This is a genomic window from Rhodococcus sp. AW25M09 (genome assembly GCF_000333955.1).
GTDB lineage: Bacteria > Actinomycetota > Actinomycetes > Mycobacteriales > Mycobacteriaceae > Rhodococcoides.
On sequence record NZ_CAPS01000105.1, the window covers coordinates 24,904 to 50,129 of the forward strand.

A 25,226-nucleotide genomic window follows, 5' to 3' on the forward strand; every position below is an offset into this window, starting at 1 on the left:
CCCTCACTCCCACTCGATGGTGCCCGGCGGCTTGCTCGTCACGTCGAGAACGACTCGGTTGACCTCCGGAACCTCGTTGGTCACCCGAGTCGAGATCGTTTCGAGCACGTCGTACGGCAGACGGGTCCAGTCCGCGGTCATCGCGTCCTCACTCGACACCGGACGCAGCACGATCGGGTGTCCGTAGGTGCGGCCGTCCCCCTGCACTCCGACGCTTCGCACGTCGGCCAGCAGCACAACCGGACATTGCCAGATCTGCTGGTCCAATCCGGCGACCGTAAGCTCTTCTCGGACAATGGAATCGGCGTGACGCAGAGTGCTCAGGCGATCACGAGTGATCTCACCGACGATGCGGATCGCGAGCCCGGGACCGGGGAACGGCTGCCTGCCGACGATGTCCTCGGGCAGGCCCAACTCACGACCGACCGCACGCACCTCGTCCTTGAACAGGGCGCGGAGCGGCTCGACCAGGGCGAACTGCAGATCGTCCGGTAGCCCGCCGACGTTGTGGTGGCTCTTGATGTTCGCGGTTCCGGACCCGCCGCCGGACTCGACGACATCCGGATACAACGTGCCCTGCACCAGGAACTCGACAGCGTCGCCGTGCTCGGCATTCTCGCCCAGCACCTCGGCGACGGCACCTTCGAAGCTACGGATGAACTCGCGGCCGATGATCTTGCGCTTCTCCTCCGGATCGGAGACACCCTCGAGTGCACCGAGGAAGGTGTCGACGGCATCGACCGTGACGAGCTTGGCACCGGTAGCGGCCACGAAATCCTGCTGCACCTGCTCCCGCTCGCCGGCGCGCAGCAATCCATGATCGACGAAGACACAGGTCAGACGATCGCCGATGGCCCGCTGCACCAAGGCCGCCGCCACCGCGGAGTCGACGCCGCCGGACAAACCACAGATCGCCTTACCCGTCGGTCCTACCTGCTCCTGCACTGCGTCGACCAAAGCATCGGCGATGTTGGCGGCGGTCCAGTCCGGGGCGATACCTGCCGTCTCGTGCAGGAACCGGCTGAGCACCTGCTGGCCGTGCGGAGAGTGCAGAACCTCGGGGTGGTACTGCACCCCGGCCATTCGCTTGCCCTCGTTCTCGAAGGCGGCGACCGGTGCACCGGCACTGGTCGCGGTGACGGTGAAGCCCTCGGGGGCAGCGGTGACGGCGTCGCCGTGACTCATCCAGACCGGCTGTGTCGCAGGCAGACCGTCGTGCAGACGACCGCCGTCGACACTGAGCTGGGTGCGACCGTACTCCCGCGTTCCGGTGTGCTCGACGGTTCCGCCGAGAGCCTGCGCCATGGCCTGGAATCCGTAGCAGATGCCGAACACGGGGATGCCGAGGTCGAGGAGCGCGGAGTCGAGTTCGGGTGCACCGTCTGCGTAGACACTCGAGGGTCCACCGGACAGCACCAGCGCGACCGGATCCTTCGCCGCGATCTCCTCGGCGGTCGCGGTATGCGAAATCACCTCGGAGTACACGTTGGCCTCGCGCACACGGCGGGCGATCAACTGCGCGTACTGGGCTCCGAAATCGACGACGAGAACCGGGCGTGCGTGTGCGGGATCGTGTGCAGAGGAGTCGGTCACCGGGTCAGTCTAATGGGACCACTCGACCGCTCATGCAACACCCGAATGCGCGACGGGCACCGCCGAGGAGCCGGACCGAATCTCGACGATAGGCAATCTCAGGCCACCCGGTGCGTCCACCGGCACCACCGGCGAGTTGGGCGCGATGGGGTCCAGGCGCTGATACGGGAGCCCCTGTGCCGGACGGAGATCCAGCTCGCCCTTGTTCGGCCACAGCGCTGCCGAGCGCTCGGCCTGAGCGCTGATCGTCAGCGACGGGTTGACCCCGAGGTTGGCCGACACGGCTGCGCCGTCGACGACACTGAGCGTCGGGTAACCGTGGACGCGGTGGTACGGATCGATGACGCCGTGGTCGGAATCCGAGGAGATGGCACAGCCGCCGAGGAAATGCGCGGTGAGTGGGATGTTGAACAGCTCGCCCCAGGTGCCGCCCGCCACGCCGCCGATCTTCTTGGCGATGCGTCGAGTGGCGTCGTTGCCCTCGGGTATCCACGTCGGATTGGGCACGCCGTGGCCCTGTCTGCTGGAAATCTTGCGGCCGAAGGGGCCCTTCTTGGTGAACGTGGTGATCGAATTGTCGAGGTTCTGCATCACCAGCGCGATGATGGTGCGCTCGCTCCAGCGCCGCACGTTGACGACGCGAACGAACTGGACCGGGTGCGCGATCAACGCGAAGAAGAACTTCAGCCACCGCGGAATTCGTCCGCCGCCGTCGGTCATCAGGGTCTGCAGCATCCCCATCGCGTTCGATCCCTTGCCGTAACGGCACGGTTCGATGTGCGTGTTGGGGCTGGGGTGGAACGACGAGGTGATGGCCACTCCGCGGGTGAGATCCATGTCGGGATCGACCTCGAGCTTCGCGGCTCCGACGATCGACTCGGAGTTGGTGCGGGTCAGCTCGCCGAGAGTGTCCGACAGACGAGGCAGAGCGCCGGTGTCCTTCATCTTGTGCAACAGGTTCTGGGTACCCCAGGTCCCGGCAGCGAGAACGACTTCGGCGGAACTGTAGGTCTTGCGCCCCTTGCGCAGCCGAGCACCGGTGCGCTCCGTGTCGACGTCCCAGGTTCCGTCGGCCCGCGGCCGAAGGCCGGTCACCGTCGTCATGGGCACGATCTCGGCTCCCGCACGTTCGGCCAGACCGAGGTAGTTCTTGAGCAGGGTGTTCTTCGCACCGTGGCGGCATCCGGTCATACATTCACCGCACTCGATGCATCCGGTGCGATCGGGGCCGGCGCCGCCGAAGTACGGGTCCGGGACGGTCTTGCCGGGTTCTTCTCCGAAGAAAACGCCCACCGGTGTCTGGATGAAGGTGTCGGCGACGCCCATGTCCTCGGCAACCGACTTCATCACCTCGTCGGCCGGGGTCATGTGCGGATTGCGTACGACACCGAGCATACGGGTGGCCTGGTCGTAGAACGGGGAGAGCTCGCCGCTCCAGTCGGTGATGTGCGCCCACTGCTTGTCCTCGAAGAACGGTGCCTGAGGCTTGTAGAGGGTGTTCGCGTAGTTGAGCGAGCCACCTCCCACTCCGGCTCCGGCGAGGATGAGGCAGTCGCGCAACAGGTGCACGCGCTGGATGCCGTACAGGCCCAGCTTCGGTGCCCAGAGGAAGCGCTTGAGATCCCAACTGTTCTTGGCGAAGTCCTTGTCTTCGAAGCGCTGTCCTGCTTCCAATATCCCGACGCGGTACCCCTTCTCCACCAGCCGAAGCGCGGTGACGCTTCCGCCGAAGCCCGACCCGACGATCAACACGTCGTAATCCGTGGCGCGAACAGCTGAACCCATGGTGACCTCCGCTACATCCGTTGCTGTCGAACAGTATGCACACCGCGATGTGACTACCGCCACAAGCGATTCTAGCCGTAACGAGAAGTATCACCAACCCAGGGTCGGCTTACGTGCACATACACCAGGGCGCGCACCCCCGAAGTACGGGAGTGCGCGCCCTGGTGAGTGCGACGATCAGGACCAGATGTCGAATCGAGCCCAAGTTTTCGTTCAAGCTCTGACGTTCAGGCCCACCTTCTGGAATTCCTTGAGATCGGAGTAGCCCGACTTCGCCATCGATCGACGAAGTCCGCCGACGAGATTGATCGAGCCGTACGGTTCGCGCGACGGTCCGTGCAGCACCTGATCGAGGCTCGGACGCTCCCCCGCCGACATCGGCAACAACGCACCACGCGGCATCGACGGATGAGCTGCGGCGGACGGCCAGTACCAACCGCCGCCCGGTGCCTCTGCGGCAACGGCCAGCGGAGCACCGAGAACCGCCGCATCGGCTCCGCACGCGATGGCCTTCGCCAACGCACCGGAGGTGGTGATGTCGCCGTCGGCGATGACGTGCACGTAGCGTCCACCGGTCTCGTCCAGGTAGTCCCGACGAGCCGCGGCGGCGTCGGCGATGGCGGTGGCCATCGGCACGCCGATGCCGAGCACCTCACCGGTGGTCGTGCCGCCCTCGACCGAGCCGTAACCGACGATGACGCCTGCCGCGCCGGTACGCATCAGATGCAACGCGGTGAGGTGATCGCTGACGCCGCCGGCGATCACCGGCACGTCGAGTTCGGCAATGAACGTCTTGAGGTTGAGCGGCTCGTCGGCACCGTGTGCCACATGCTCGGCGGAGATGATGGTGCCTTGGATGACCAGCAGATCCAGGCCCGACGCAACCAGCGCAGGCGTCAACGCACGGGCGCTCTGCGGGCTCACCCGCACGGCGACGGTCACACCGGAGTCGCGCACCTGGCCGACCGCAGCGGCCAACAGATCGGGCTGCAACGGCGCGGAATGCAGTTTCTGCAGAAAAGCGATCGGCGCGTCCGGATCGAGATCGGTCTCGGCGATGTGGATGAGCTGCTCCAACTTGGCCTGCACATCGGCGTGACGGGCCCACAATCCTTCACCGTTGATCACACCCAACCCACCCTGGCGACCGAGTTCGATCGCGAATTCGGGCGATACCAGGGCATCGGTCGGATGGGCGAGCACCGGAATGTCGAACCGGTAGGCATCGAGCTGCCACGCCGTCGACACCTCTTTCGACGACCGTGTCCGACGGGACGGCACGATGTCGACGTCGTCCAGTTGGTAGGTCCGGCGAGCTTCTCTGCCCATGCCGATTTCAACGAGGTCGCGCACGCGCGCACCTTTCTACTTCGAGAGCGAATCGAGTCGGCCGAGATGAGGCCGAACCGACTATCGGGTGGTGTAGTTCGGGGCTTCCGCAGTCATCGTGACGTCGTGCGGGTGGCTCTCCTTGAGACCGGCCGCAGTGATCTGCACGAACTGAGCGTTCTGCAGGTCCTCGATCGAGGTGGACCCGGTGTACCCCATAGCGGCCCGCAGACCACCGGTGAGCTGGTGGATGACCTGACTCAACGGGCCCCGGTAGGGGACGCGGCCTTCGATGCCCTCGGGCACCAGCTTGTCCTCGGCCAGCACATCGTCCTGGAAGTAACGGTCCTTGGAGAACGACTGCGCTCCGCCACGTCCCTGCATCGCTCCGAGCGAACCCATGCCGCGGTAGCTCTTGAACTGCTTGCCACCGACCAGGATCAGCTCACCGGGGGATTCGGCGGTTCCGGCCAACAACGATCCGAGCATGGCGGTCGACGCGCCGGCAGCGAGCGCCTTGGCGATGTCGCCGGAGAACTGCAGACCACCGTCGGCGATGACCGGAACGCCGTGCGGCTTGCACGCGGCGACGGCTTCGAGGATGGCGGTGATCTGCGGAGCGCCGACGCCGGCAACCACTCGGGTGGTGCAGATGGATCCCGGTCCGACGCCCACCTTGACCGCGTCCGCGCCTGCCTCGACGAGAGCGAGCGCACCAGCGCGGGTGGCGACGTTGCCGCCGACCACCTGCACACGGTCACCGACCTCGGCCTTGAGCTTGCTGACCATCTCGAGCACCTGCGAATTGTGACCGTGTGCGGTGTCGACGATGATGACGTCGACGCCCGCATCGGACAGCGCCATCGACCGTGCCCAGGCATCCTGCCCGACACCCACTGCGGCACCGACGAGCAGCCGCCCGTCCCGGTCCTTGGTGGCATCGGGATGCTGCTCGGTCTTGACGAAGTCCTTGACGGTGATCAGACCGGTGAGCGCGCCCTTGCCGTCCACGATCGGGAGCTTCTCGATCTTGTGGCGACGCAGCAAGCCGAGGGCTGCTTCGGCAGTGACGCCTTCCTGCGCAGTGATCAACGGCGCCTTGGTCATGACATCGGCCACGCGACGGTTCTGATCGACCTCGAAGCGCATGTCGCGGTTGGTGATGATGCCCACGAGCGCGCCGGTCTCGTCGGTGACCGGCAGCCCCGAGATGCGGAAGCGCGCGCACATGGCGTCGACCTCGGCCAGCGAATCGGTGGGCTTGCAGGTGACCGGATCGGTGACCATCCCGGCTTCGGAGCGTTTGACGGTCTCCACCTGCGACGCTTGATCCTGCAGCGACAGGTTGCGGTGCAACACACCCATGCCGCCGGCACGGGCCATCGCGATGGCCATCCGTGCCTCGGTCACGGTGTCCATGGCCGAGCTGACCAGTGGCACCCGCAATCGGATCTCGCGAGTGATCTGACTGGACGTGTCGACCGCGCTGGGTATCAGATCCGAAGCGGCCGGCAGCAGCAGGACGTCGTCGAACGTGAGGCCGAGCATCGCGACCTTGTTGGGATCGTCGCCGCCTGTGCGGACGTGGGCTCCGGGACTACTCATGCGAATCTGGCCCTCCCTAGAGCCTGGTTGCACCTGGGCGCGGCGTGCGAGCCGGTGAGAGCTCGCAGGCGCGCCGCAGTGCGGGATTGAAGAACGGATGGAGTTTCGGCACTTGCACTCATCTGTTCAGCGCCGTGAACCATGGTATCGGCTAGCGCACAACCAGTGCGAACGCCTCCCACTACGGGCTGCCGGCGGCACCGAAAACCGGCCCCGGATCGAGTGCAGGTAGCAACTGCGTCCGGCATGTCGCTTTCGAACGGCTGGCGCAGACCCACCAATCCTGCGTACCGTGGAGGCGTGCGCGATCAACTGCCTCCCGGTTTACCCCCGGATCCCTTCGCCGGAGACCCAGCCGACCCGTCGGCTGCTCTCGACGCCATCGAGCCGGGCCAGCCTCTCGATCCCCAGGAGCGACTGGCTGTCGAAGAGGACCTGGCCGATCTTGCTGTCTACGAAGCACTGCTCGGCCACCGCGGCATTCGCGGCTTGGTCGTGTGCTGCGAGGACTGCCAGCAAGATCACTACCACGACTGGGACATGCTGCGAGCAAACCTGTTGCAGCTTCTGGTCGACGGAACTGTCCGGCCGCACGAGCCGGCGTACGACCCCGTTCCCGACGCCTATGTCACCTGGGACTACTGCCGCGGGTTCGCGGACGCATCGATGAACGACGCCTTGCACGGCGACGGATTCGACAGCTGAGCTTCGGAACTACCGCAACGAAGAACTAGGACAGCGAAGAAGCCCGACACTTTCATCGTGTCGGGCTTCTTCGCTGTCTGTACGGACGCTGATGATGTCCGAAAACTGAACTCAACTACCGCCGGCCGGGACGGACGTGCGATCACGAATGCCGGACGAGGTACTGCCACCGGCAGTGGCGGTCGGTTGATCCGGACCGACGAGCACAGTCGGCGTGGCAGCCGTGGTCGTCCGACTCGGAGTCGTCGTGGCACTCGGGCTTTCCGGCGTCGACGTGACCGGACTCGGAGACACCGGTACGGCACTGGTGTCGGGCACTGTCGTGACCACCGTGGCGGGAGGCACGGAGACGTCGGGGCCGGTAACCGGATCCGGCACACTCGGAACCGGTTCCGCGGGCGGCACCGGCGCGGGCACGGTCAATGCTTGCAACTCCTGCTGCAGACGAGCCAGCCATTGATCGAGCTCAGCGCGCTCGCCGTCGTCGAGCACCCCCGAGCTGCGGTCCGATGCGCCGTCGAGCACAGACCGAGCGGCGTCGGCATTTCCCGACGACAGCAGATTCTCCGCCTCACGGAGCTTCGACGTCGTATCTATCTGCGCGACAGTCGAATCGGCCTGGTCGGAGAAGACGACGGACTTGACGCTCCACAGCGGATCGTCGGGTGTCGAGTTGTAGGAGATGACCAACAGGCCACCCATCACGACGGCGATAGCGGCGGCGGCACCGGCGATCGGACGCAGCAGTCGCATCCGTCCGCCGTTACCGGCCGAACTCGACCGGGCCATGTCGGCGGCGAGCTTCTCGCGTTCGACCGAGGCGACCACAACTTCGAGGGAGGGGCCGGCGGGCATAGCCGGCGACATCACATCTGCTCGCCAACTGGCCAGCAGAAGGGCGAGTTGATACTCGTCCGCGTCATCGGTAGCGATTGGTCCGTCACCGCTGATCGCGTCGATGAATGCATCGTCACGACGTACGGCGGAGAGGTCCACGGGACCACCGTCTGCACCGATGTCGGCGTAGGGATCGTTCCGCTTCGGTTCAGTGGAGCTCACGTGCTCACCGATACGTGAGATTCCGCGACGCGGTGTCTCACCGGTGCCACCATCACCATTGTCCCTAGCCATACATTTCACCTGCTCTCACAACTTCGTTCTTCAGTTTTGCGATAGCTCGGTGCTGAGCCACGCGGATAGCGCCTGCAGTGCTGCCGACCGCTGCCGCTGTCTCCTCGGCCGACAACCCGACGATGAGTCGGAGCACCAATATTTCGCGGTGCTTGGCGGGCAAGGTGTCCAGCAGTGCAGTCATCTGTCGACTCGACTCGGATTCGAGAGCACGTTGCTCCGGTCCGTGTTCCATCGACACGACATCTGGTACTTCGGCGGCCGGGTCCGATTTGTTACGCGAGGCGCTGCGATGAGCATCGGCGACCTTGTGAGCTGCGATGCCGTACACGAACGCCATGAACGGACGACCTTGATCCTGGTAACGCGGCAAGGCGGTCATGACTGCCAAACAGACCTCCTGCGCCACGTCGTCAGCCGATAACTGACCACGCTCAGCCGAACCGACTCGCGCCCGGCAGTACCGGACGACAAGTGGCCGGATGAACTCCAAGACCCGGGACAGAGCCAGTCGATCGCCTTGCGCTGCGGCAACGACGAAAGAGTCCAACTCCTCACCCGTTGTGTTCATCGTCAGCAAATTTCCCCGCGTTACAGGTGCGCACCCGCCAGGGAGCGCTTCCACGTGGTGGTGGAACGAGACCAAGGATAGCGACACCACCCCCCAGCAACCGAACCGCTCGGTCCGTGTCCGATGGCGGTCCTGGTCAGTCGACCGACGAACCACCCCGACGACCGATCGCGGCGGCCAAGTCGGCGGACGCGACCATCCCTGCGTCGACGCCTCCGGTTCCCTCGCACAGCATCGTCGCGGCCCACCTCAGCGGCAGTAAATCGTGTATCGCTGCAGCGCAGGCCACCTCGATAGCCGCGTCATGAGCACGGGTGGTCTCGCCCGCGCAGCTCAGTGCCGCCGCGAACACCAGGTCGGTCTTGATGCTGTGGCGTAACGAATCGGCATCGTCGGCAAGAGCTCGCGCGGATTCGGCGTGTCGGACGGCCGTGTGGCCGTCACCGCGCATCATCGCCAGTTCGGCAGCCACCCACGCTGCTCGCAGCGGCGGACGCCACAGGTCGCGACCGGCCGGACTCTGCCACTGCTCGGCGCCGCGCTCCAGCAGCGTCTGCGCCAGCCGGAACCGGCCACTACCAAGCGCATCTGCAGCCAGGCCGGTCAACGCGTCACTGCGGGCCTCGACCGAGTCCCTCGACCGCGGCGACCCCACCAGGCCGACGAGGAACACCGCCCGGCCGTCGAAACGGCGCGCTCTCTCGTGCCTGCCCAGCTGGCGGAGCCAGGAAGCTCTGGTCGAGGCGTGCAGCGACGCGAGTTCCGGACTGCGGGGTGGGCACCGCCGCAGCTCGATGTCCGCTGCGCTGTACCGACCCTGGCCTGCCAACGCGACACTGCGATGCCAGCTTCCGGATGGATCGGTGGCCGTCGGAAGCGGGAAGCAGCCGGGTTTCGCGCCGAAGGCGATGTCGAGGAGCTCGGACTGCAGCGGGGGGAACAGCGAGCTCTGGTCTGATGGCACGACGCAAGGGTAGGGCCTGCGCCGGCCGCGTCCGACTGCTGCCGCCGGTGACGGACGCGGGCGAATTCCACAGTTGCACGAGAACCGGGATCACAAGGAATCAATTGTTCGGGATTTCACCGATCGGTCGCCGGTGCCGGATGCACGCTTCCAGTCCAGCCGCGAAATGCAGTTTTCAAGGAATTAACAATGTAAACGAAGGCCGTTTTGGAGACGAAAATCTGAACGCTGTGTGGCGAATAGGTTAATCGCCTCCGTAAAGCACCGAACCGTGAACAGACACAACTGCGACCGTCGCGTGATGCCCAGACCCGCACCGAGTGGTTCGCGGGTGCGCTGACGGAGACCGCTCGCGGTGTCGGACGAGCGACACGACGCCGAACCAGAAAGTATCGACCGACTCTTCCTCGGGATCACCGTGACGCCGCGGACCAGCATGGACGCCTGCTCCAGCAGTCTGGATCGGCCAGTCGAGATCGAGGACTCCGGAGGCCGGCGATCACCGGAGGGCCGCTCCACAGCGAGACAGGAAAGGCCTACGCCCTCTCCATGGTCCCCTGCCTCGACGGATTCTTCAACAGGAACGAGACGCACGCGATCAGGTCGAAGTAAATATCGACCGTGTTAATTCTTCGCCCCATAACTATGCATTTGCCCACGAAAGAGAACTATTGACTCGATTTCGTCGATCCACATAACGTTGTCGGCATTCGGATCACGAATCCGAGAAGCCACACCACCCTAGGAGTTCTCATGCCGCAGCCGAACCACCTCCCTGGGCCGAATGCCGACATCTGGGACTGGCAGATGCACGGCCTGTGCCGTGGCGTCGACTCGTCCATGTTCTTCCACCCGGATGGCGAGCGAGGCCGGGCCCGAGCACAGCGCGAGATGCGCGCCAAGGAAATGTGCCGCAGCTGCCCAGTTCTCGCACAATGCCGCACGCACGCCCTGAACGTCAGCGAGCCGTACGGCATCTGGGGCGGGATGTCCGAGACCGAACGAGAACTGCACGTCCGGCACAACCGCCGTCGCATCGCGGTATAGCTCCCCGGAACACACGACGAAGCCCCCAACCCGAACGGGTTGGGGGCTTCTGTCTTCTACTACCGAACGTCAGTGAGCGTGTCCGTGCCCGGCAGAAGGCTCGGGGGCCTCTTCCGGCTTCTCCACGATCGCGCTCTCGGTCGTCAGGATCATCCGAGCAACCGATGCGGCATTGACCACAGCGGAGCGAGTCACCTTCACCGGATCGACGACGCCGTCGGCCAGCAGGTCACCGTACGTCAAGGTCGCGGCATTGAATCCGTGCCCCTTCGGCAATTCGGCTACCTTGCTGACAACCACGGAACCGTCGATGCCCGCATTGGAGGCGATCCAGAACAGCGGCGCATTGAGTGCAGTGCGCACCACGGCCACTCCGGTGGCTTCGTCCCCGGTCAGACCGAGATCGTCGGCCAGAGCCAACGCAGCCTGAGTCAGAGCCGAACCGCCGCCGGGAACGATTCCCTCTTCGATTGCGGCCTTGGCTGCCGCCACGGCATCGTCGACGCGGAACTTGCGTTCCTTGAGCTCGGTCTCGGTGGCAGCGCCGACCTTGATGACCGCGATGCCGCCCGAGAGCTTCGCCAGACGCTCTTCGAGCTTCTCGCGGTCCCACTCGGACTCGGTGTTCTCGATCTCGCGGCGGAGTTGACCGACGCGCGCGTCGATGTCGTCCTGCGTGCCCGCACCGTCGACGATGGTCGTGTCGTCCTTGGTGACGACGACGCGACGTGCGCGGCCGAGCAGCTCGAGGTTGGCTTCCTTCAGGCTCAGCCCGACGTCGGCGGTGATGACCTGACCGGCCGTCACGACCGCGAGGTCGTCCAGGAACGCCTTGCGTCGATCTCCGAAGAACGGCGCCTTGACGGCGACGGCCTTGATCGTCTTGCGGATGGAGTTGACGACCAGCGTCGAGAGAACTTCGCCCTCGGTGTCCTCGGCGAGGATGAGCAACGGCTTGCCGCTCTCGGCAACCTTCTCCAACAGGGGAAGGAAATCCGGAAGCGACGTGATCTTCTCGCGGTAGAGCAGAATGTATGCGTCCTCGAGAACGGCCTCTTGGGTGTCGACGTCGGTGACGAAGTACGGGGAGAGGTAGCCCTTGTCGAACTGCACGCCCTCGGTGACCGCGAGTTCGGTGAGCAGAGTCGAGGACTCTTCGACAGTGACGACGCCGTCTGCGCCGACGCGGGTGAGCGCCTCGCCGACGAGCTCGCCGATCTCGGGGTCGCGCGAGGACACGGTGGCGACCTGGGCGATGGCCTGCTTGCCCTCGACCGGAGTGGCGGCCGCGAGCAGAGCCTCGGCGACCTTGTCGGCGGCCTTGGAGATGCCGGTACCGAGCGCAATCGGGTTCGCACCCGCTGCGATGTTCTTCAGACCGCCACGGACCAGAGCCTGCGCGAGAACCGTCGCGGTGGTGGTTCCGTCGCCTGCGACGTCATTGGTCTTGGTGGCAACGCTCTTGACCAGCTGCGCGCCGAGGTTCTCGAACGGATCTTCCAGATCGATCTCACGCGCGATGGACACACCGTCGTTGGTGACCGTCGGACCGCCGAATGCCTTGGACAGGACGACGTGGCGTCCTCGCGGCCCGAGCGTGACCTTGACTGCATCGGCGAGCTTGTCGACGCCACGCTCGAGTGCGCGGCGAGCTTCCTCGTTGAATTGGATTTGCTTTGCCATGTTTCGGTGTTACTCCTTCGAGTAAAGAAACTCGATCGAACGCACACCGCCCCGGGACCGATACGAAATCGGCGACCGGGGCGGCATGCGTTGTTGCCTACTTGGCGATGACGGCCAGCACGTCGCGTGCCGACAGAATCAGGTACTCCTCGCCGGCGTACTTGATCTCGGTGCCGCCGTACTTGCTGTAGATGACGGTGTCACCCTCTTTGACGTCGACCGGGATGCGGTTGCCCTTCTCGGTGACACGGCCTTCGCCCACGGCGACGACGGTGCCCTCCTGGGGCTTCTCCTTGGCTGTGTCGGGGATGACCAGACCGGAGGCGGTCGTCGTCTCGGCCTCGTTGGCCTGGACGAGGATCTTGTCCTCGAGCGGCTTGATTTTCACGCTCGCCACGTTGAGCCCTCCAAAGTTATGGGGTACGCGCCCGGGGTCGGATCCCCGGGCAGCTGTGTGTAAGTACTTCTCGTGCGGTCCTGACAAACACGGCAGGAGCTCGTTCCCGTCGTCGCGGGTGCCGGGACTTCACTCGGTGCCAACTAGCACTCTATACACGAGAGTGCCAGCACTCAAGGGCTGGGTTCGCCAGGTCCGGATTGCGGCGCGCGCGCACCGACGTGCGGCGGCTACGGGTCGCCCACCACTGCAATGTCCGCCGGTGCGAATTGCCCGAATTCGAGCCCGAATCGCCGAATACCGAAACCCACTTTCCTGCTTTTTCCGAAACCTTTCGTTCCGCAAAAACGCCAGGTAGAACACTGTGACCGCCGACCCGATAACCGACCGAACGGAATATCGAGCTCGCATCGAACCCCTAAGTAACGTTACGATAACGGAGATGTCCGAATGATAACGATCTACAACTGTGCCCCGACATAGCAGCCGAGGCAGTTGATTCACGGAGGACAAGAACGACGGCAGACACACAGGGTGGAGGTGCACAGTGCGGGTAGGAGTGGGCGTGTCCACTGGATCCGAGGTCGTGTGCGCAGCCCTCGTCTCGGTCGACAGCGACGGTAGTCGCGAAGTCGAGTACCGCACCGTCTCGGCCGATCGCCAAGCCAATACCGACATGGGCGTACTGGTCACCTCTGCCATCGAACTCATGGCCTCGCTCATCCCCGGCCATCGATCCCCCGACGTGATCGCCGTTACCTATCGCACCGAGGAACACGCCGCGGGCATCCGAGCAGCGCTCGCGCACACCACCCGCGACGTTCGTCTGGTGCCCGAATCCGCGGCCGCGACGGCGCACCTGGCGACCACGGGCCTGATCGACGGATACGACACGATTTCTTTCGTCGACCTCGGGGCGTCGGGTCTATCGGTCACCGCCACCGACCGGGCCGCGGGAACGGTGCTCTCGCACGGCCGCTCGGACGCTGCCGGCGGTGACACACTGAACGCACTCGTCAAGAATCTCGTGCAGGACATGACCCGTGACAATCTTCGGGACGACATCCGGGACGACCGCGGAATCGGATCGGCTCGGTACCGATCGATCAAGGAACAGCTCTCCCGCGCGGACGAGGTCCAGATCGAGCGCTACAGCGGCATACCGCTGACGGTCACTCGTGACGCCTTCGATACCGCAGCGTCCCCGATCTTCGACTCGGCCGCCGAATTCGTACGTGAAGTGTTCGACGACAGTGCCTACGAGCCCCAGGCCATCGTGTTGATCGGTGGCGGCGCGCACGTTCCGTTGCTCGCTACCACCCTCACCGACATCTTCCATGCCCCCGTGATTCGGCTACCAGAACCCGACGCCGTTCTCGCCATCGGCGCGGCCACGGTTGCCGCATCGATCGTCGGTAGCGAATTTCAACTCGTGGCGGCTGCTCGCAACGCCGGCGGCAGGATGAGTCGGTACTCCGGTGCGATCGCCGCAGCCGTCGTCGCAGGCGGTCTGGTTCTCGCCTACGGCGTGCAGGCGATGAACCCCGGCGACGACCCCAGCGTCTCGCCGGCCGGAAGTGCCGCCCAATCCGCCGCCCAATCCGCTGCCGAATCCGGCGGCGGCGGGCCGATAGCCGACGGTTATTCGATCGACACCGATCGGCCGACCCGAGGCAGCACCCCCGGGGAGCGATTCGATCCGACCCGGACCACGATCGACTCCACCGGGTCCTCGGCGCAATTCACCACCGCCGCACCGCCCACCACTACTCCGACTCTGCGCCCCGGACCGGATCTTCCAGCGATCGAATGGCCGGCCGGCTCCACTCCGGATCGCCCCTCCCCCGAGGCCACCAGCGACGCATCGGTCGAGCCTTCACCCGCCGTCACCACGATTCCGGTTCCGTCCGCCGCACCGAGCGAGACGTCGGAGCCGGGCGAATCGAGTCCGGCCGGCCCCGCGCCGACGCCGGAATCCACACCGGAGGCGACCCCCGAGTTCACCCAGGTTCCGACGGAATCGATCACTGTGCCCACCACCGAGACCGCATCGGATCCGACGCCGGAACTGACTGCGCCGCCCACGGTATGGTCACCACCGGTTGCAGCGCCCGAGGCATCCGGTGTGACGAGCGAGCCGCGAACGTCCAGCGATTCGGCGACCCCGCGCCCGCCCGAGCCCTCCGCGTCGGATACTCAGGGCGCTCAGCCCGGCACCTGACTGGTCGCCACCGACAGGCCGGGATCGGTCACTGCGGTGAGCGCGGACGGCGGTGCCCCGCCTGCGACGAGATGCGCACCCAAGGCCGCGATCATCACGCCGTTGTCGGTACACAGTCGCGGCTTCGGGATTCTCAGGTTCAAACCCTGCTCGGCACAACGACTTTCGATCAGTGATCGGATGCGAGAGTTGGCGGTGGCACCCCCGCCGAGAACGATCGTGTCGACGTCGACGTCGGTTGCCGCGCGGACTGCTTTCATCGTCAACACGTCGGCGACGGACTCCTGGAACGATGCGGCGATATCCGCGACGGGAATAGGATCTCCGGCACGTTGCCTGGCCTCGACGAACCGAGCGACCGCGGTCTTGACTCCCGAGAACGAGAAGTCGTAGCGCGCATCTCGCGGTCCGGTCATGCCCCGGGGAAACGCGATCGCGGTCGGATCACCTTCGCGCGCAGCCGCATCCAGAGCTGGACCGCCGGGATAGCCCAATCCGAGCAATCGCGCTACCTTGTCGAAAGCCTCTCCGGCGGCGTCGTCGACCGTGGTACCGAGCTCGGCGATGGGACGTGAAAGATCGTCCACATGCAGCAGATGAGTGTGCCCGCCGGAAACCAGTAGCGCCACGCACGACGGCATCGGACCGTGCTCGAGTGTGTCGACCGCGACGTGGCCACCGAGATGGTTCACCGCATAGAAGGGCACGCCCCACGCTGCGGCGTACGCCTTGGCAGCGGCAACCCCGACCAGCAACGCGCCTGCCAACCCGGGCCCGATCGTCACTGCGACGGCGTCTGGTCGGTCGATGTCTGCGGTCGCCAGCGCGCGCCGCATCGTCGGCACAATGGCTTCGAGGTGCGCCCGTGACGCCACCTCGGGTACCACTCCACCGTAGCGGGCGTGCTCGTCGACACTCGAGGCCACCTCGTCCGCCAACAGCTCGCAGTGCCCCGCATCGGCCCACCGGACGATCCCGACTCCCGTTTCGTCGCAGGAACTTTCGATACCCATGACGATCATCGAGCTGATCCTTCCGTCTTCTCCGGCCGACGCATGGTGAAGGCATCGGCTCCGCTCGGCTGGTAGTACTTGGCCCTGGTACCCACGATCTCGAACCCCTCGCGTCGGTACAACTCGATGGCAGGATCGTTGTCGGTGCGGACCTCGAGAAAGACCGGGCCACCATGCTCGTCGGCTACCCGCAGTAGTTCGCCGAGCAGTGCGCCCCCGATGCCTCTTCGGTGATGTGCCGGATCGACGCCGATGGTGTGTACCTCGGACTCACCGACCACGAACGCACCGCGGCTCGGCTGACCGAGCAGAGCAACCCCCGCATAGCCGATCACCTCGCCGTTCTCACGTGCTGTGACGTAATGATTATGGGGCGCAGCCAGTTCCGCGACAAATGCACCCTCGGACCACGGGTCGTCGCCCTCGAAGAGCACCGTCTCGAGGTAGGCACACCGAGGAGCGTCCTGCACCGTCATGGGCTCGATCGACAGTGTCACGGCCGAGCCTTCGCTGCCGCACGCTCGTCGAGCGTTTTGGCGTCGGGACGGCGCAGGTAGAGCGGGACGAGCGGACCGGGAACGACTCGGCTCTCGATATCGGCGGCGGCGACCGTGACCAAGCCTGCCGGAGACGGTGCCTGCACATCGCGAACCGGAAGCCCGAACGCCGCCGCATGCGGACCGGACCCGGCGACCACATCGACCCCGCCATGGCCCAGCTCGGCCGGAGCGATCACATCGGGACCGGCGACGCGAACTCCAGCTTCATAACGTGCCCAGTAGATTTCGCGTCGACGAGCATCGGTCACCACCAGCAGGGACCCGGGTTCGGACACATCGGCCGAGATGGCGTCGAGGCTGCAGACGCCGTACACCGGCAAGCCGAGTGCGTCGCCGAACGCCGCCGCAGTCGCCATTCCCACCCGCAACCCGGTGTACGGGCCGGGCCCGATACCGACGACGACCGCGTCGAGATCGGCGGCGGTGATGCCGGCTTCGTCGAGGCACTCGAGAATGTTCGGGGTCAAAATCTCCGCGTGGGAGCGCGCATCCACCCGAACCCTCGTCGCGAGAGTCGTGGTAACGGAGCCGGGGGTGGCGTCGGTCGACTCGGTCAGGCGCACAAGACCTGCGGTGACAGCGGGGGTCGAGGTGTCGACGGCAAGTACAAGCACGATGTTTCAGATTACCGTCGACAGCGATAGGTCCGTGCACCCGGTACCGGATCAGCGCATGTCCTACGGGGAAGAACCGCTGCCGACCCGACGCGCGATCACGCGTCGAACATCGGAATCCGGGTCTCGCGTCAACCGAACAGACACATGCCGATCCGTCAGCTTCTCCACCAGTCCCTCGCCCCACTCGACGACGACGACGGCGTCGGTGAGGTCGGTGTCGAGGTCGAGGGCATCGAGTTCGTCGAGTGCCGACTGTCCGGTCGATCCGAGTCGATAGGCATCGACGTGGACCAGCGCAACCGGCGGCAACCCATGCGGCCGTGGTCCGGGCCTATGCTCACGGGCAATGACGAATGTGGGCGAGGTCACCCGCCCCTGTACACCGAGGCCGGCTGCAATGCCTTTGGTCATGGCCGTCTTACCGGCCCCCAACGGACCGTCGAGAATCACCAGGTCGCCGGCGACCAGAACATCCGCCAGTCGCGCACCGAACGCAGCGGTGTCTGCGGCGGTGGCCAGGTCTGCATTCAACGGCAAGGTCAGCCGCTCGTCAGACAACGCCCCACCGGCGCTTCTTGCCCGCGGCTTCCGAGGCCCGAGCCACCAGCCGCACGATTGCGCCGTTGACCTGCTCCGGGAATTCGAGCTGGACCAGATGCCCGCCCTGACGGACCCGCACCATCTCCGACCGAGGCAAGGCCTGAGCCAACGCATCCGAACTGGTGAACGGAATGATCCAATCCTCGTCGCCGCACACCACCGACACCGGAATGTTCTCGAATTCCAGCAGCGCCTCGGACTCGTCGTGCAACTCGAGTGTCTCGAGAAAGTTGACGATGGTGACGACGGACGTGTCGTCGATCATCGACTGGGAGAACTCGACCAATCGAGGCGAGACCCTGGTGCCGTAGGAAGCCGCGCGCAGTACAGGCGAGATGATCGCGCGCACCGCGCCGCGGCCGAATTGCACGACACCGGGAGAAGTGCGTACCGCGAGCCGGAACGCATCGACCACCGGGTTCTGCAGACTCCGACCCACGCCGGACCGAGCCAGACCCGCAGCGGTCGTCGAGATCAGCACGGCACCGATCACGCGATCGCGCAGCACGTCCGCTCGTTGCCGCGCCATGGACAGAATCGACATCCCACCCATCGAGTGCCCGACCAACACGATGCGCCCCTTCGGTACCACCGATCGAATCACTGCGTCCAGATCGAGGCCGAGTTGGCCGATGGTGCAGCTCTCCGGGCTCGGCACACCCGAGCGTCCGTGCCCGCGCTGGTCGTAGAACACCATGCGCACCGTCGAACCCCACTGTTGTTCGAGTGAGCGACGCTGAAAATGCCAGGACGACGTGCGCAGGCAGTACCCGTGCACGAAGATCACGGTCAGGTCGGCGTCCGACGGGCCGACCTCGCGTACGGCCAGCGGCACACCGTCGTCCGCGGTGACGATGCTGCCGCGGTCGGCGTCCATGAGGTCGAGATTCTCGGTGGCCAGCGGGTCCTTGTTGGACCGGAACAGCGTTTCACGCGTCACAATTGCAATACTCTCCAGCAATCCAAGCATGATCTAGTGTGCCGCCTCCCCTGAGCGCGCGCCGACGAAGCGTCGTCGAACACGTCCACGAATGCCGGTGACGACCTCGTAGCTGATGGTCTCGAGCGCATCCGCCCAATCCTGAGCGTTCGCCTCTCCCCTGTCCCCCGGCCCGAACAGTAGTGCTTCGTCGCCGACCGCGACACCCGAGGAGTCACCGCCGAGATCGACGACGAATTGATCCATGCACACTCGGCCCACTGATGGATAGCGTCGGCCTGCGATCGTCACCTCGAATCGCCCGCCGAGTCGGCGGACCACACCGTCGGCATATCCGAGAGCGATGAGAGCGACCACGGTGTCGGCAGGGGCGGTCCAGGTGTAACCGTAGGACACCGACTCACCTTCGCTCACCTTCTTGATGTTCGCCACCTGAGCAGACAATGTCATCACCGGACGCAATCCGAACGTTCCCAGGTCGGGTATCGGTGACATGCCATAGAGAGCGATACCCGGACGAACCATGTCGAAACCGAGGTCGGGCCTGGTCAGCGTGGCCGCGGAGTTGGACAGGTGGACGACACCGGGAGGCGTTCCGCGGCGGGCGGCGCGACCGACTGCATCGCGAAGCCGCTCGGCCTGCGCATCGTTGGCGGGGTGTTCGGGTTCATCGGCACAGGCCAGGTGCGAGAACATGCCGGTCAGCCGAACACTGCCGGACGCGACGGCAGCTGCCGTCGCGTCGAGGACTGCATCGAGGTCGGCTTCCGCGACGCCGTTGCGATTGAGACCGGTATCGATCTTGAGCGAGAGATCGGCGGTTCGCCCGACGCGGCGTGCGGCCTCCACCACGGCGTCGAGCTGACCGGCTGTGGATACTGCGATTCCCACCTGCTCGTCGATGGCAGCAGCGAAGTCCGAATCCGTTCGGTGCAGCCACGCCAGCATGGGGACGGTGATCCCCGCTGCGCGAAGTTCGAGGGCCTCACCGATGGTGGTGACACCGAGCTCGTGCGCTCCTGCCGCGATCGCGGCACGCGCGACCTCGACGCCGCCGTGGTTGTATCCATCGGCTTTGACAACCGCCATCACGGCGGCGTCGCCGGCGAACTGCTGCAACTCGCGAACGTTGTGGGCCACTGCGTCAAGATCGACGGACGCTACCGCACCCGAATCGATCCTCTCGTCACCACAGCCGATACTCACAACATTCGATAGTGCCATCCGAGCCGGGCATACGACGGATCAGGGTGGCACAACTCGTGACACACCCCGACGCCTCGAGTGAAGTCCGAAACTATCGCTGCCCGTCTGTGAGTGAGCGCACAGTGCGGATCGCGTCCGGGATGGACGCACACAGCGGGCTCGCCGAAATGGGTGCCGCGAATTCCCCGCCGAGCCCGTGCGCGGCTCGGGCGGCGGCCAGTGCGTGCACCCTCGCCCCACAGGCGGCCGCGTTCGACGGTGACATTCCCGAGGCGAGCAAGGCCCCGAGGATGCCCGAAAGAACATCACCGGACCCGGCGGTCGATGCGGCCGATCCCCCGCGTCACTGACGAAGGTGGTGCGGTCGGCATCGGCGATGATCGTTGCGCGGCCCTTGAGCAGCACGGTCACCCCCCATCGTTCGGCGAGATCTCGAACCGCTCCCACGCGGTCGCGGCCGGGGTCCGATCCGGTCAGGCGTGCGAATTCGCCGGCGTGCGGGGTCAGCAGAGTCGGTGCCGTACGCCCGGCGACCCAGTGTTCGTTGCGTGCGAGGACCGTCAGTGCGTCCGCGTCCACGACGACCGGCAGATCCGTTTCCAGGACCCTCCGCACGATGTCTGCCGAGTCCTCGTCGGTGCCGAAGCCTGGACCGACCACCCAGGCCTGAACTCTCCCTGCCGATTCGAGATCCGGGGCGACCACCACTTCCGGGTGGTGCGAAACAACCTCTGCACCTGCGCTTCCCACATAGCGGACCATTCCGGAGGTGGCCGCAACCGCAGCTCCGACACAGAGCAGAGCGGCACCGGGGAACGTCGAGCTACCGGCCAGGACACCGATGACTCCCTGCGAGTACTTGTCGTCCGAGGCAGTAGGGATCGGCCAGACCCGACCTACGTCGGCCGGCTCCCACGACATCATCGCCGGAGCCGAGAGCTCGAGCCCGATATCGACCAGTTCGACTCGGCCACAACGAGGCACGGCGAGAACGTGAACTGGTTTGCGGGCACCGAACGTGACCGTCACGTCGGCCGTCACCGCCGGACCCGGCGCGGCCCCAGTCTCGGCGTCGACTCCACTGGGCACATCCACCGCCACGATCGGCGCGGTGATCTGCCGGACGATCGCGGCGGCATCGGGCCGCAGCGGACCCGTGCCGGAAATTCCCACGATGGCGTCGACGACGATGTCGGCCGGTCCGCACCGTGTCACCACCCGCCCGCCCGACGCGCGCAGGGCCTCGAGCCCTTCGGCATGAGCCCGCTCCGGGTCGAGTAGAAGCGCAGACACCGACACTCCCCGACGACGCAGATACGTCCCCGCCCAGAGGCCGTCGCCGCCGTTGTCACCCGTGCCCACCAGGATCGTCACTTGCCGCCCCGCTACGCCACCCGTGCGCGCAGCCAGCTCGCCCGCCACGATGGCGGCCAAGCCGTACGCGGCGCGGCGCATGAGCACCCCGTTCGGCAAGGAGTCCAGCAGCGGCGCTTCCGCATTCCGAATCTGCTCCGGGGTGTAGTAGCCGCGCATGCCTACGTCCTCTCGTTTCCTGCTGAGGTGGACCCCGAGCCTACGTGGAGATCTTCGACCGACTCTGCGCACAACGACTACTGCACCCTCCATCCGCGATGAAGGGTGCAGTAGTCGTCGAATGTCCGCGCGCTACTCGACGGTGACGGACTTGGCCAGGTTGCGCGGCTTGTCCACGTCGTAGCCACGCGCCTGGGCGACCTCGGCCGCGAACACCTGCAGCGGGATCGTGGACAACAGCGGCTGCAACAGCGTGGACGCGGCCGGAATCTCGATCAGATCGTCTGCGAAGGGACGCACTGCCTCGTCGCCTTCCTCGGCGATGACGACCGTTCGCGCACCGCGCGCCTGGATCTCACGAATGTTGCTCAGCATCTTCGAATGCAGCACCGCGCGACCCTTCGGCGACGGCATCACGATGATCACCGGCACACCGTCCTCGATGAGCGCGATAGGTCCGTGCTTGAGCTCGCCCGCCGCAAATCCTTCTGCATGCATGTAGGCGAGTTCCTTGAGCTTGAGCGCGCCTTCGAGCGCGACCGGATACCCGACGTGGCGGCCGAGGAACAGAATGGTCGTGGCCGTCGAGAGCTCGCGTGCGAGCGCTCGAACCGGCTCGACTGTCTCGAGAACCCGTTGCACCAACTCGGGCATGGCCTCGAGTTCGGCGAATTCACGGGCGACCTCGTCGGGATACTTGGTGCCTCGGGCCTGCGCCAACGCAAGACCGACCAGGTAGTTCGCAGTCACCTGGGCGAGAAAAGCCTTGGTCGAGGCCACCCCGATTTCCGGACCTGCCCGGGTGTAGAGAACGGCGTCGGCTTCGCGAGGAATCTGCGAGCCGTTGGTGTTGCACACGGCCAGAACGCGCGCCTTCTGATCCTTGGCGTGCCGCACGGCCTCGAGTGTGTCGGCGGTCTCGCCGGACTGGGAGATGGCGACGACCAGGGTCGATCGATCCAGAACCGGGTCGCGATAGCGGAACTCGCTGGCCAATTCCACCTCGACGGGGAGCCTGGTCCAATGCTCGATCGCGTACTTCGCGAGCAGACCCGAGTGATATGCGCTGCCGCAGGCCACGACGAACACCTTGTCCACATCGCGCAGTTCCTGATCGGACAGACGCTGCTCGTCGAGCACGATTCGACCGTTGGCGAAGTGACCGAGCAGCGTGTCCGCCACGGCGGCGGGTTGCTCCTGGATCTCCTTGAGCATGAAGTAGTCGTGGCCGCCCTTCTCGGCGGCTGCCAGATCCCAGTCGATTCGGAACGGACGCCCCTTCGCCTCGTTACCGTCGAAGTCGGTGATGTCGTATCCGTCGGCGGTGATCACCACGACCTGATCCTGGCCGAGCTCGACGGCGTCGCGGGTGTGCTCGATGAACGCGGCAACATCGGATCCCAGGAACATCTCACCGTCACCGACCCCGAGCACCAGTGGCGTCGAGCGGCGCGCCGCGACGATCGTGTCCGCGTGATCGGAATGGGTGAACACCAGGGTGAATGCGCCTTCGAGTCGACGCAGAACTGCTTTCGCGCTGGCTACGAAGTCGCCCGCCGTCGGGCCGTCGGAGTAGGCACGCGAGACCATGTGCACTGCGACCTCGGTGTCGGTATCGGACAGGAACTCGATACCGGCTGCTTCGAGTTCGGCGCGCAGCGGACCGAAGTTCTCGATGATGCCGTTGTGCACCACCGCGACCGTGCCCGACGCATCCTGATGGGGATGGGCGTTGCGATCGGTAGGCCGCCCGTGCGTCGCCCACCGGGTGTGGCCCATTCCGGTGGTGCCGACGAACGTGTCGGTGCCGATGTCGTCCAGCTCGGCTTCCAGATTCGCCAGCCGGCCCGCTTTGCGCTCGACCGCACTCGCTCCCGCTCCATCGAGAATCGCGATCCCCGCAGAGTCGTAGCCCCGATATTCCATACGCCGAAGCGCTTCGACCACCACACCCAGAGCTGGGCGGTGGCCGACGTAACCCACGATTCCGCACATGGTGATTCAGGGTACTCGGCACGACCCGCACGACCCATTCGCTCGGGTGGACGTGTCCGGTGTCCCCCTGAGTCGCCGGCGTTCGGTAGCGTCATCTCCCGTGGCGAAACCGAAGAAGCTGGCATCTGCTCTCTCCAAGCGTGGCCCGCACAAGGTGCTCCGAGGCAACCTGGCCCTCGCCGGGCAACCCGGCGTCGTGTACACCCCCGCCGAGGGCTTCGGCCTGCCCGGCGTGGCCTTCGCACACGGCTGGATGCTGCGACCCGGCAACTACACCGACACTCTGAAGCACTTGGCGTCCTGGGGCATGGTCGTTGCAGCGCCGGATTCCGAACGCGGCCTCGTTCCCTCGCATCGCGGACTCGCCACCGATCTCGGGACTGTGCTCGACATCATGACCGGCGTGCGGCTCGGCCCAGGCAACATCAGCGTGCATCCGGACAAACTCGCCACAGCCGGTCATGCAATGGGTGCCGGCACCGCTGTTCTCGCTGCATCCGGACGATCGGACATCAAGGCCGTCGCCGCGCTGTTCCCGGCCCCGACAGCACCCTCGTCCGAGGACGCCGCTGCCGGTCTGACCGCGCCCGGGCTCGTCGTCGGCGACAACTCGAACGCCGATTCGCTCACCGACAACTCGCTCGCTCTTGCGCAAGCCTGGCACGGACCATCGATCCTGCGCCGAGTCGACGGCTCTACCGCGGACGGATTCGTCGAGGGCAGGCGAATCCTCAGCAGACTCGGCATCAACAAACCCGATCGCAAGACGCAGCAGCGCGCGCGAGCCGTACTCACCGCGTTCCTGCTGTTCCACCTGACCGGTGACTCCGACTACGAGGAGCTGGCCGGATCGACCGGAGAGATCGACGGCACCAGAGCGGTCGATCCCCACGCCCCACTCGACGCGCAGCCCAAACCGAAGGCGACCGCGTCGATCAAGGCCATGCTCGGCCGCGGCTGACCCTGCTCGACGCCGTCCGGCGTCAGACCAGCCACGATCGCGGCCGGTCTTCGGGTTCGGTCTCCACCTGCTGTGTGGGCTCTCGCCGGTCCAGGTGAGCAGGCTGTAGCACCGAGCCGCGAATCGGACCGCCCTCGCCATCGGGTCGGTTCGCGGTGCCGGATGTGCGTCGGTCCACAACAGCTGTGGGAGTCTGGGCCCGGCCGACCATGTCGGCCGCGCGCGCCATCGCACGTCGATGATCGTCGCGTATCCGGTGCAGCTCTCGTCGCCAACCGCTGTCGATGCTCACAGTGTCCCCGCTTCGCTCAGCCCGGCACCGGTACCCGGCTCGGGTCGCGGCGCATCCGGGTTGGGCTGATCTTCGGGTAGGTGGCGATCTGCGGATACCGGATGCCCGCCTGCAGGCGGTTCGTCCTCGGCAGGCTCCTCAACCGAGACAGCTTCGACGGGCCGCGCCTCCCCTGCTGAATCGGCCAGGCACTGCTCCTGTGCATCCACCACCGCATCGGTCGTCACACTGCCCGGTGCCGATTCGGTCGGTGCACGTTCGGTCGATGCCGACTCGGCCGCTGGATCCGAGTCGCCTTCCTGTGCCGTCTCGGGCTCAGGCACGGGTTCGACCGGCACGTCCTCTACCGGCACAGCGGCGGCAGACGTCGGTGCCTGCGGTGCGTCCGCATGCTGTGTTTCGAAGCTGTCAGCAGCATCGGGAATCTCGACGATCTCGGGCAGGCCGAACGGACCGATTCGGAGCTCGAACGAGCGAA

At 65.7% G+C, this 25,226-nt stretch carries 21 protein-coding genes and 2 pseudogenes; 4 read left to right on the forward strand and 19 right to left on the reverse strand.

The annotated features are described in order from the left end of the window. Positions 1-3 precede the first annotated feature (3 nt). The 4 genes from guaA to guaB form a co-directional block, all read right to left on the reverse strand. A complete protein-coding gene (gene guaA, locus RHODMAR_RS20000) occupies positions 4-1,593 on the reverse strand; it encodes a glutamine-hydrolyzing GMP synthase (RefSeq protein WP_008718127.1) in 1,590 nt (529 codons plus the stop codon). A gap of 30 nt (positions 1,594-1,623) precedes the next feature. Then, entirely contained in the window at positions 1,624-3,378 is a 1,755-nt protein-coding gene (locus tag RHODMAR_RS20005) for an FAD-dependent oxidoreductase (RefSeq protein WP_008718129.1), read from the reverse strand. 213 nt (positions 3,379-3,591) lie between these two features. Further along, positions 3,592-4,731, reverse strand: coding sequence for a GuaB3 family IMP dehydrogenase-related protein (locus RHODMAR_RS20010; protein ID WP_008718131.1), 1,140 nt, complete (start codon positions 4,729-4,731; stop codon positions 3,592-3,594). A 57-nt stretch (positions 4,732-4,788) separates the two neighbouring features. Then, on the reverse strand, positions 4,789-6,312 hold the full coding sequence (gene guaB / locus RHODMAR_RS20015) for an IMP dehydrogenase (protein WP_008718133.1): 1,524 nt from the start codon (positions 6,310-6,312) through the stop codon (positions 4,789-4,791). 300 nt (positions 6,313-6,612) lie between these two features. On the opposite strand from guaB, the gene RHODMAR_RS20020 reads away from it, so the two are divergent. Then, positions 6,613-7,017 (forward strand): DUF5319 domain-containing protein, encoded by a 405-nt coding sequence (locus RHODMAR_RS20020; RefSeq protein ID WP_032378069.1) that lies wholly within the window; start codon positions 6,613-6,615, stop codon positions 7,015-7,017. 111 nt (positions 7,018-7,128) lie between these two features. On the opposite strand, the gene RHODMAR_RS20025 is transcribed toward RHODMAR_RS20020, so the two are convergent. The 3 genes from RHODMAR_RS20025 to RHODMAR_RS20035 form a co-directional block, all read right to left on the reverse strand. Next, the gene (locus tag RHODMAR_RS20025; protein WP_008718138.1) at positions 7,129-8,148 is read right to left on the reverse strand and encodes an anti-sigma-D factor RsdA; all 1,020 of its coding nucleotides are present in this window, start codon (positions 8,146-8,148) and stop codon (positions 7,129-7,131) included. Next, complete coding sequence (locus tag RHODMAR_RS20030) at positions 8,141-8,719, reverse strand: sigma-70 family RNA polymerase sigma factor (RefSeq protein WP_008718139.1); 579 nt, start codon at positions 8,717-8,719, stop codon at positions 8,141-8,143. The genes RHODMAR_RS20025 and RHODMAR_RS20030 overlap by 8 nt, the downstream gene beginning before the upstream one ends. A 136-nt stretch (positions 8,720-8,855) precedes the next feature. Further along, positions 8,856-9,683, reverse strand: coding sequence for a hypothetical protein (locus tag RHODMAR_RS20035; protein WP_232433723.1), 828 nt, complete (start codon positions 9,681-9,683; stop codon positions 8,856-8,858). A gap of 753 nt (positions 9,684-10,436) precedes the next feature. Here RHODMAR_RS20035 and RHODMAR_RS20040 point away from each other — a divergent pair. Next, a complete protein-coding gene (locus tag RHODMAR_RS20040; RefSeq protein ID WP_008718144.1) occupies positions 10,437-10,730 on the forward strand; it encodes a WhiB family transcriptional regulator in 294 nt (97 codons plus the stop codon). A 69-nt stretch (positions 10,731-10,799) separates the two neighbouring features. On the opposite strand, the gene groL is transcribed toward RHODMAR_RS20040, so the two are convergent. Beyond that, positions 10,800-12,413 carry a chaperonin GroEL gene (gene groL / locus RHODMAR_RS20045; protein WP_008718147.1) on the reverse strand — a complete coding sequence of 538 codons (1,614 nt, stop codon included), beginning with the start codon at positions 12,411-12,413 and terminating at the stop codon, positions 10,800-10,802. A gap of 97 nt (positions 12,414-12,510) precedes the next feature. Further along, the gene (gene groES, locus RHODMAR_RS20050) at positions 12,511-12,810 is read right to left on the reverse strand and encodes a co-chaperone GroES (RefSeq protein WP_008718149.1); all 300 of its coding nucleotides are present in this window, start codon (positions 12,808-12,810) and stop codon (positions 12,511-12,513) included. 565 nt (positions 12,811-13,375) lie between these two features. Here groES and RHODMAR_RS27080 point away from each other — a divergent pair. Next, on the forward strand, positions 13,376-15,031 hold the full coding sequence (locus RHODMAR_RS27080) for an Hsp70 family protein (RefSeq protein ID WP_157226151.1): 1,656 nt from the start codon (positions 13,376-13,378) through the stop codon (positions 15,029-15,031). Here RHODMAR_RS27080 and tsaD read toward each other — a convergent pair. The 8 genes and pseudogenes from tsaD to glmS all read right to left on the reverse strand — a co-directional run bounded on the left by tsaD (position 15,016) and on the right by glmS (position 23,495). Continuing rightward, positions 15,016-16,053 carry a tRNA (adenosine(37)-N6)-threonylcarbamoyltransferase complex transferase subunit TsaD gene (tsaD, locus tag RHODMAR_RS20060; protein ID WP_008718153.1) on the reverse strand — a complete coding sequence of 346 codons (1,038 nt, stop codon included), beginning with the start codon at positions 16,051-16,053 and terminating at the stop codon, positions 15,016-15,018. The two genes, RHODMAR_RS27080 and tsaD, sit on opposite strands and share 16 nt — an antisense overlap. Continuing rightward, complete coding sequence (gene rimI, locus RHODMAR_RS20065) at positions 16,050-16,541, reverse strand: ribosomal protein S18-alanine N-acetyltransferase (protein WP_008718155.1); 492 nt, start codon at positions 16,539-16,541, stop codon at positions 16,050-16,052. The genes tsaD and rimI overlap by 4 nt, the downstream gene beginning before the upstream one ends. Continuing rightward, entirely contained in the window at positions 16,538-17,218 is a 681-nt protein-coding gene (tsaB, locus tag RHODMAR_RS20070) for a tRNA (adenosine(37)-N6)-threonylcarbamoyltransferase complex dimerization subunit type 1 TsaB (RefSeq protein WP_042939950.1), read from the reverse strand. The genes rimI and tsaB overlap by 4 nt, the downstream gene beginning before the upstream one ends. 63 nt (positions 17,219-17,281) lie before the next feature. Beyond that, positions 17,282-17,779: a tRNA (adenosine(37)-N6)-threonylcarbamoyltransferase complex ATPase subunit type 1 TsaE gene (gene tsaE, locus RHODMAR_RS20075; RefSeq protein WP_008718161.1), complete on the reverse strand. Its 498-nt coding sequence runs from the start codon at positions 17,777-17,779 to the stop codon at positions 17,282-17,284. Continuing rightward, a complete protein-coding gene (locus tag RHODMAR_RS28730) occupies positions 17,772-18,791 on the reverse strand; it encodes an alpha/beta fold hydrolase (protein ID WP_008718164.1) in 1,020 nt (339 codons plus the stop codon). Before RHODMAR_RS28730 ends, tsaE begins: the two co-directional genes overlap by 8 nt. A gap of 3 nt (positions 18,792-18,794) precedes the next feature. Then, the gene (gene alr / locus RHODMAR_RS28735; RefSeq protein WP_232433725.1) at positions 18,795-19,967 is read right to left on the reverse strand and encodes an alanine racemase; all 1,173 of its coding nucleotides are present in this window, start codon (positions 19,965-19,967) and stop codon (positions 18,795-18,797) included. 91 nt (positions 19,968-20,058) lie between these two features. After that, positions 20,059-21,500 (reverse strand): annotated as a pseudogene (locus RHODMAR_RS20090) (NAD(P)H-hydrate dehydratase). Between the two features lie 132 nt (positions 21,501-21,632). Beyond that, complete coding sequence (glmS, locus tag RHODMAR_RS20095; protein WP_008718169.1) at positions 21,633-23,495, reverse strand: glutamine--fructose-6-phosphate transaminase (isomerizing); 1,863 nt, start codon at positions 23,493-23,495, stop codon at positions 21,633-21,635. Between the two features lie 100 nt (positions 23,496-23,595). On the opposite strand from glmS, the gene RHODMAR_RS20100 reads away from it, so the two are divergent. Then, positions 23,596-24,456, forward strand: coding sequence for a dienelactone hydrolase family protein (locus RHODMAR_RS20100; protein WP_042939960.1), 861 nt, complete (start codon positions 23,596-23,598; stop codon positions 24,454-24,456). 22 nt (positions 24,457-24,478) lie between these two features. Here RHODMAR_RS20100 and RHODMAR_RS20105 read toward each other — a convergent pair whose 3' ends face one another. Next, on the reverse strand, positions 24,479-24,748 hold the full coding sequence (locus tag RHODMAR_RS20105; protein WP_042939951.1) for a hypothetical protein: 270 nt from the start codon (positions 24,746-24,748) through the stop codon (positions 24,479-24,481). Continuing rightward, positions 24,745-25,226 (reverse strand): annotated as a pseudogene (locus RHODMAR_RS27085) (hypothetical protein); the annotation flags it as partial. The gene RHODMAR_RS20105 and the pseudogene RHODMAR_RS27085, both read right to left, overlap by 4 nt.

What these genes read in the sequence shown, in the direction of transcription:
- RHODMAR_RS20005 (WP_008718129.1), bottom strand. Translation starts at nt 3,378, where the DNA reads ATGGGTTCAGCTGTTCGCGCCACGGATTACGACGTGTTGATCGTCGGG.
- guaB (WP_008718133.1), bottom strand. Translation starts at nt 6,312, where the DNA reads ATGAGTAGTCCCGGAGCCCACGTCCGCACAGGCGGCGACGATCCCAAC.
- RHODMAR_RS20025 (WP_008718138.1), bottom strand. Translation starts at nt 8,148, where the DNA reads ATGGCTAGGGACAATGGTGATGGTGGCACCGGTGAGACACCGCGTCGC.
- RHODMAR_RS20030 (WP_008718139.1), bottom strand. Translation starts at nt 8,719, where the DNA reads ATGAACACAACGGGTGAGGAGTTGGACTCTTTCGTCGTTGCCGCAGCG.
- RHODMAR_RS20040 (WP_008718144.1), top strand. Translation starts at nt 10,437, where the DNA reads ATGCCGCAGCCGAACCACCTCCCTGGGCCGAATGCCGACATCTGGGAC.
- groL (WP_008718147.1), bottom strand. Translation starts at nt 12,413, where the DNA reads ATGGCAAAGCAAATCCAATTCAACGAGGAAGCTCGCCGCGCACTCGAG.
- tsaD (WP_008718153.1), bottom strand. Translation starts at nt 16,053, where the DNA reads ATGATCGTCATGGGTATCGAAAGTTCCTGCGACGAAACGGGAGTCGGG.
- RHODMAR_RS28730 (WP_008718164.1), bottom strand. Translation starts at nt 18,791, where the DNA reads ATGCTTGGATTGCTGGAGAGTATTGCAATTGTGACGCGTGAAACGCTG.
- glmS (WP_008718169.1), bottom strand. Translation starts at nt 23,495, where the DNA reads ATGTGCGGAATCGTGGGTTACGTCGGCCACCGCCCAGCTCTGGGTGTG.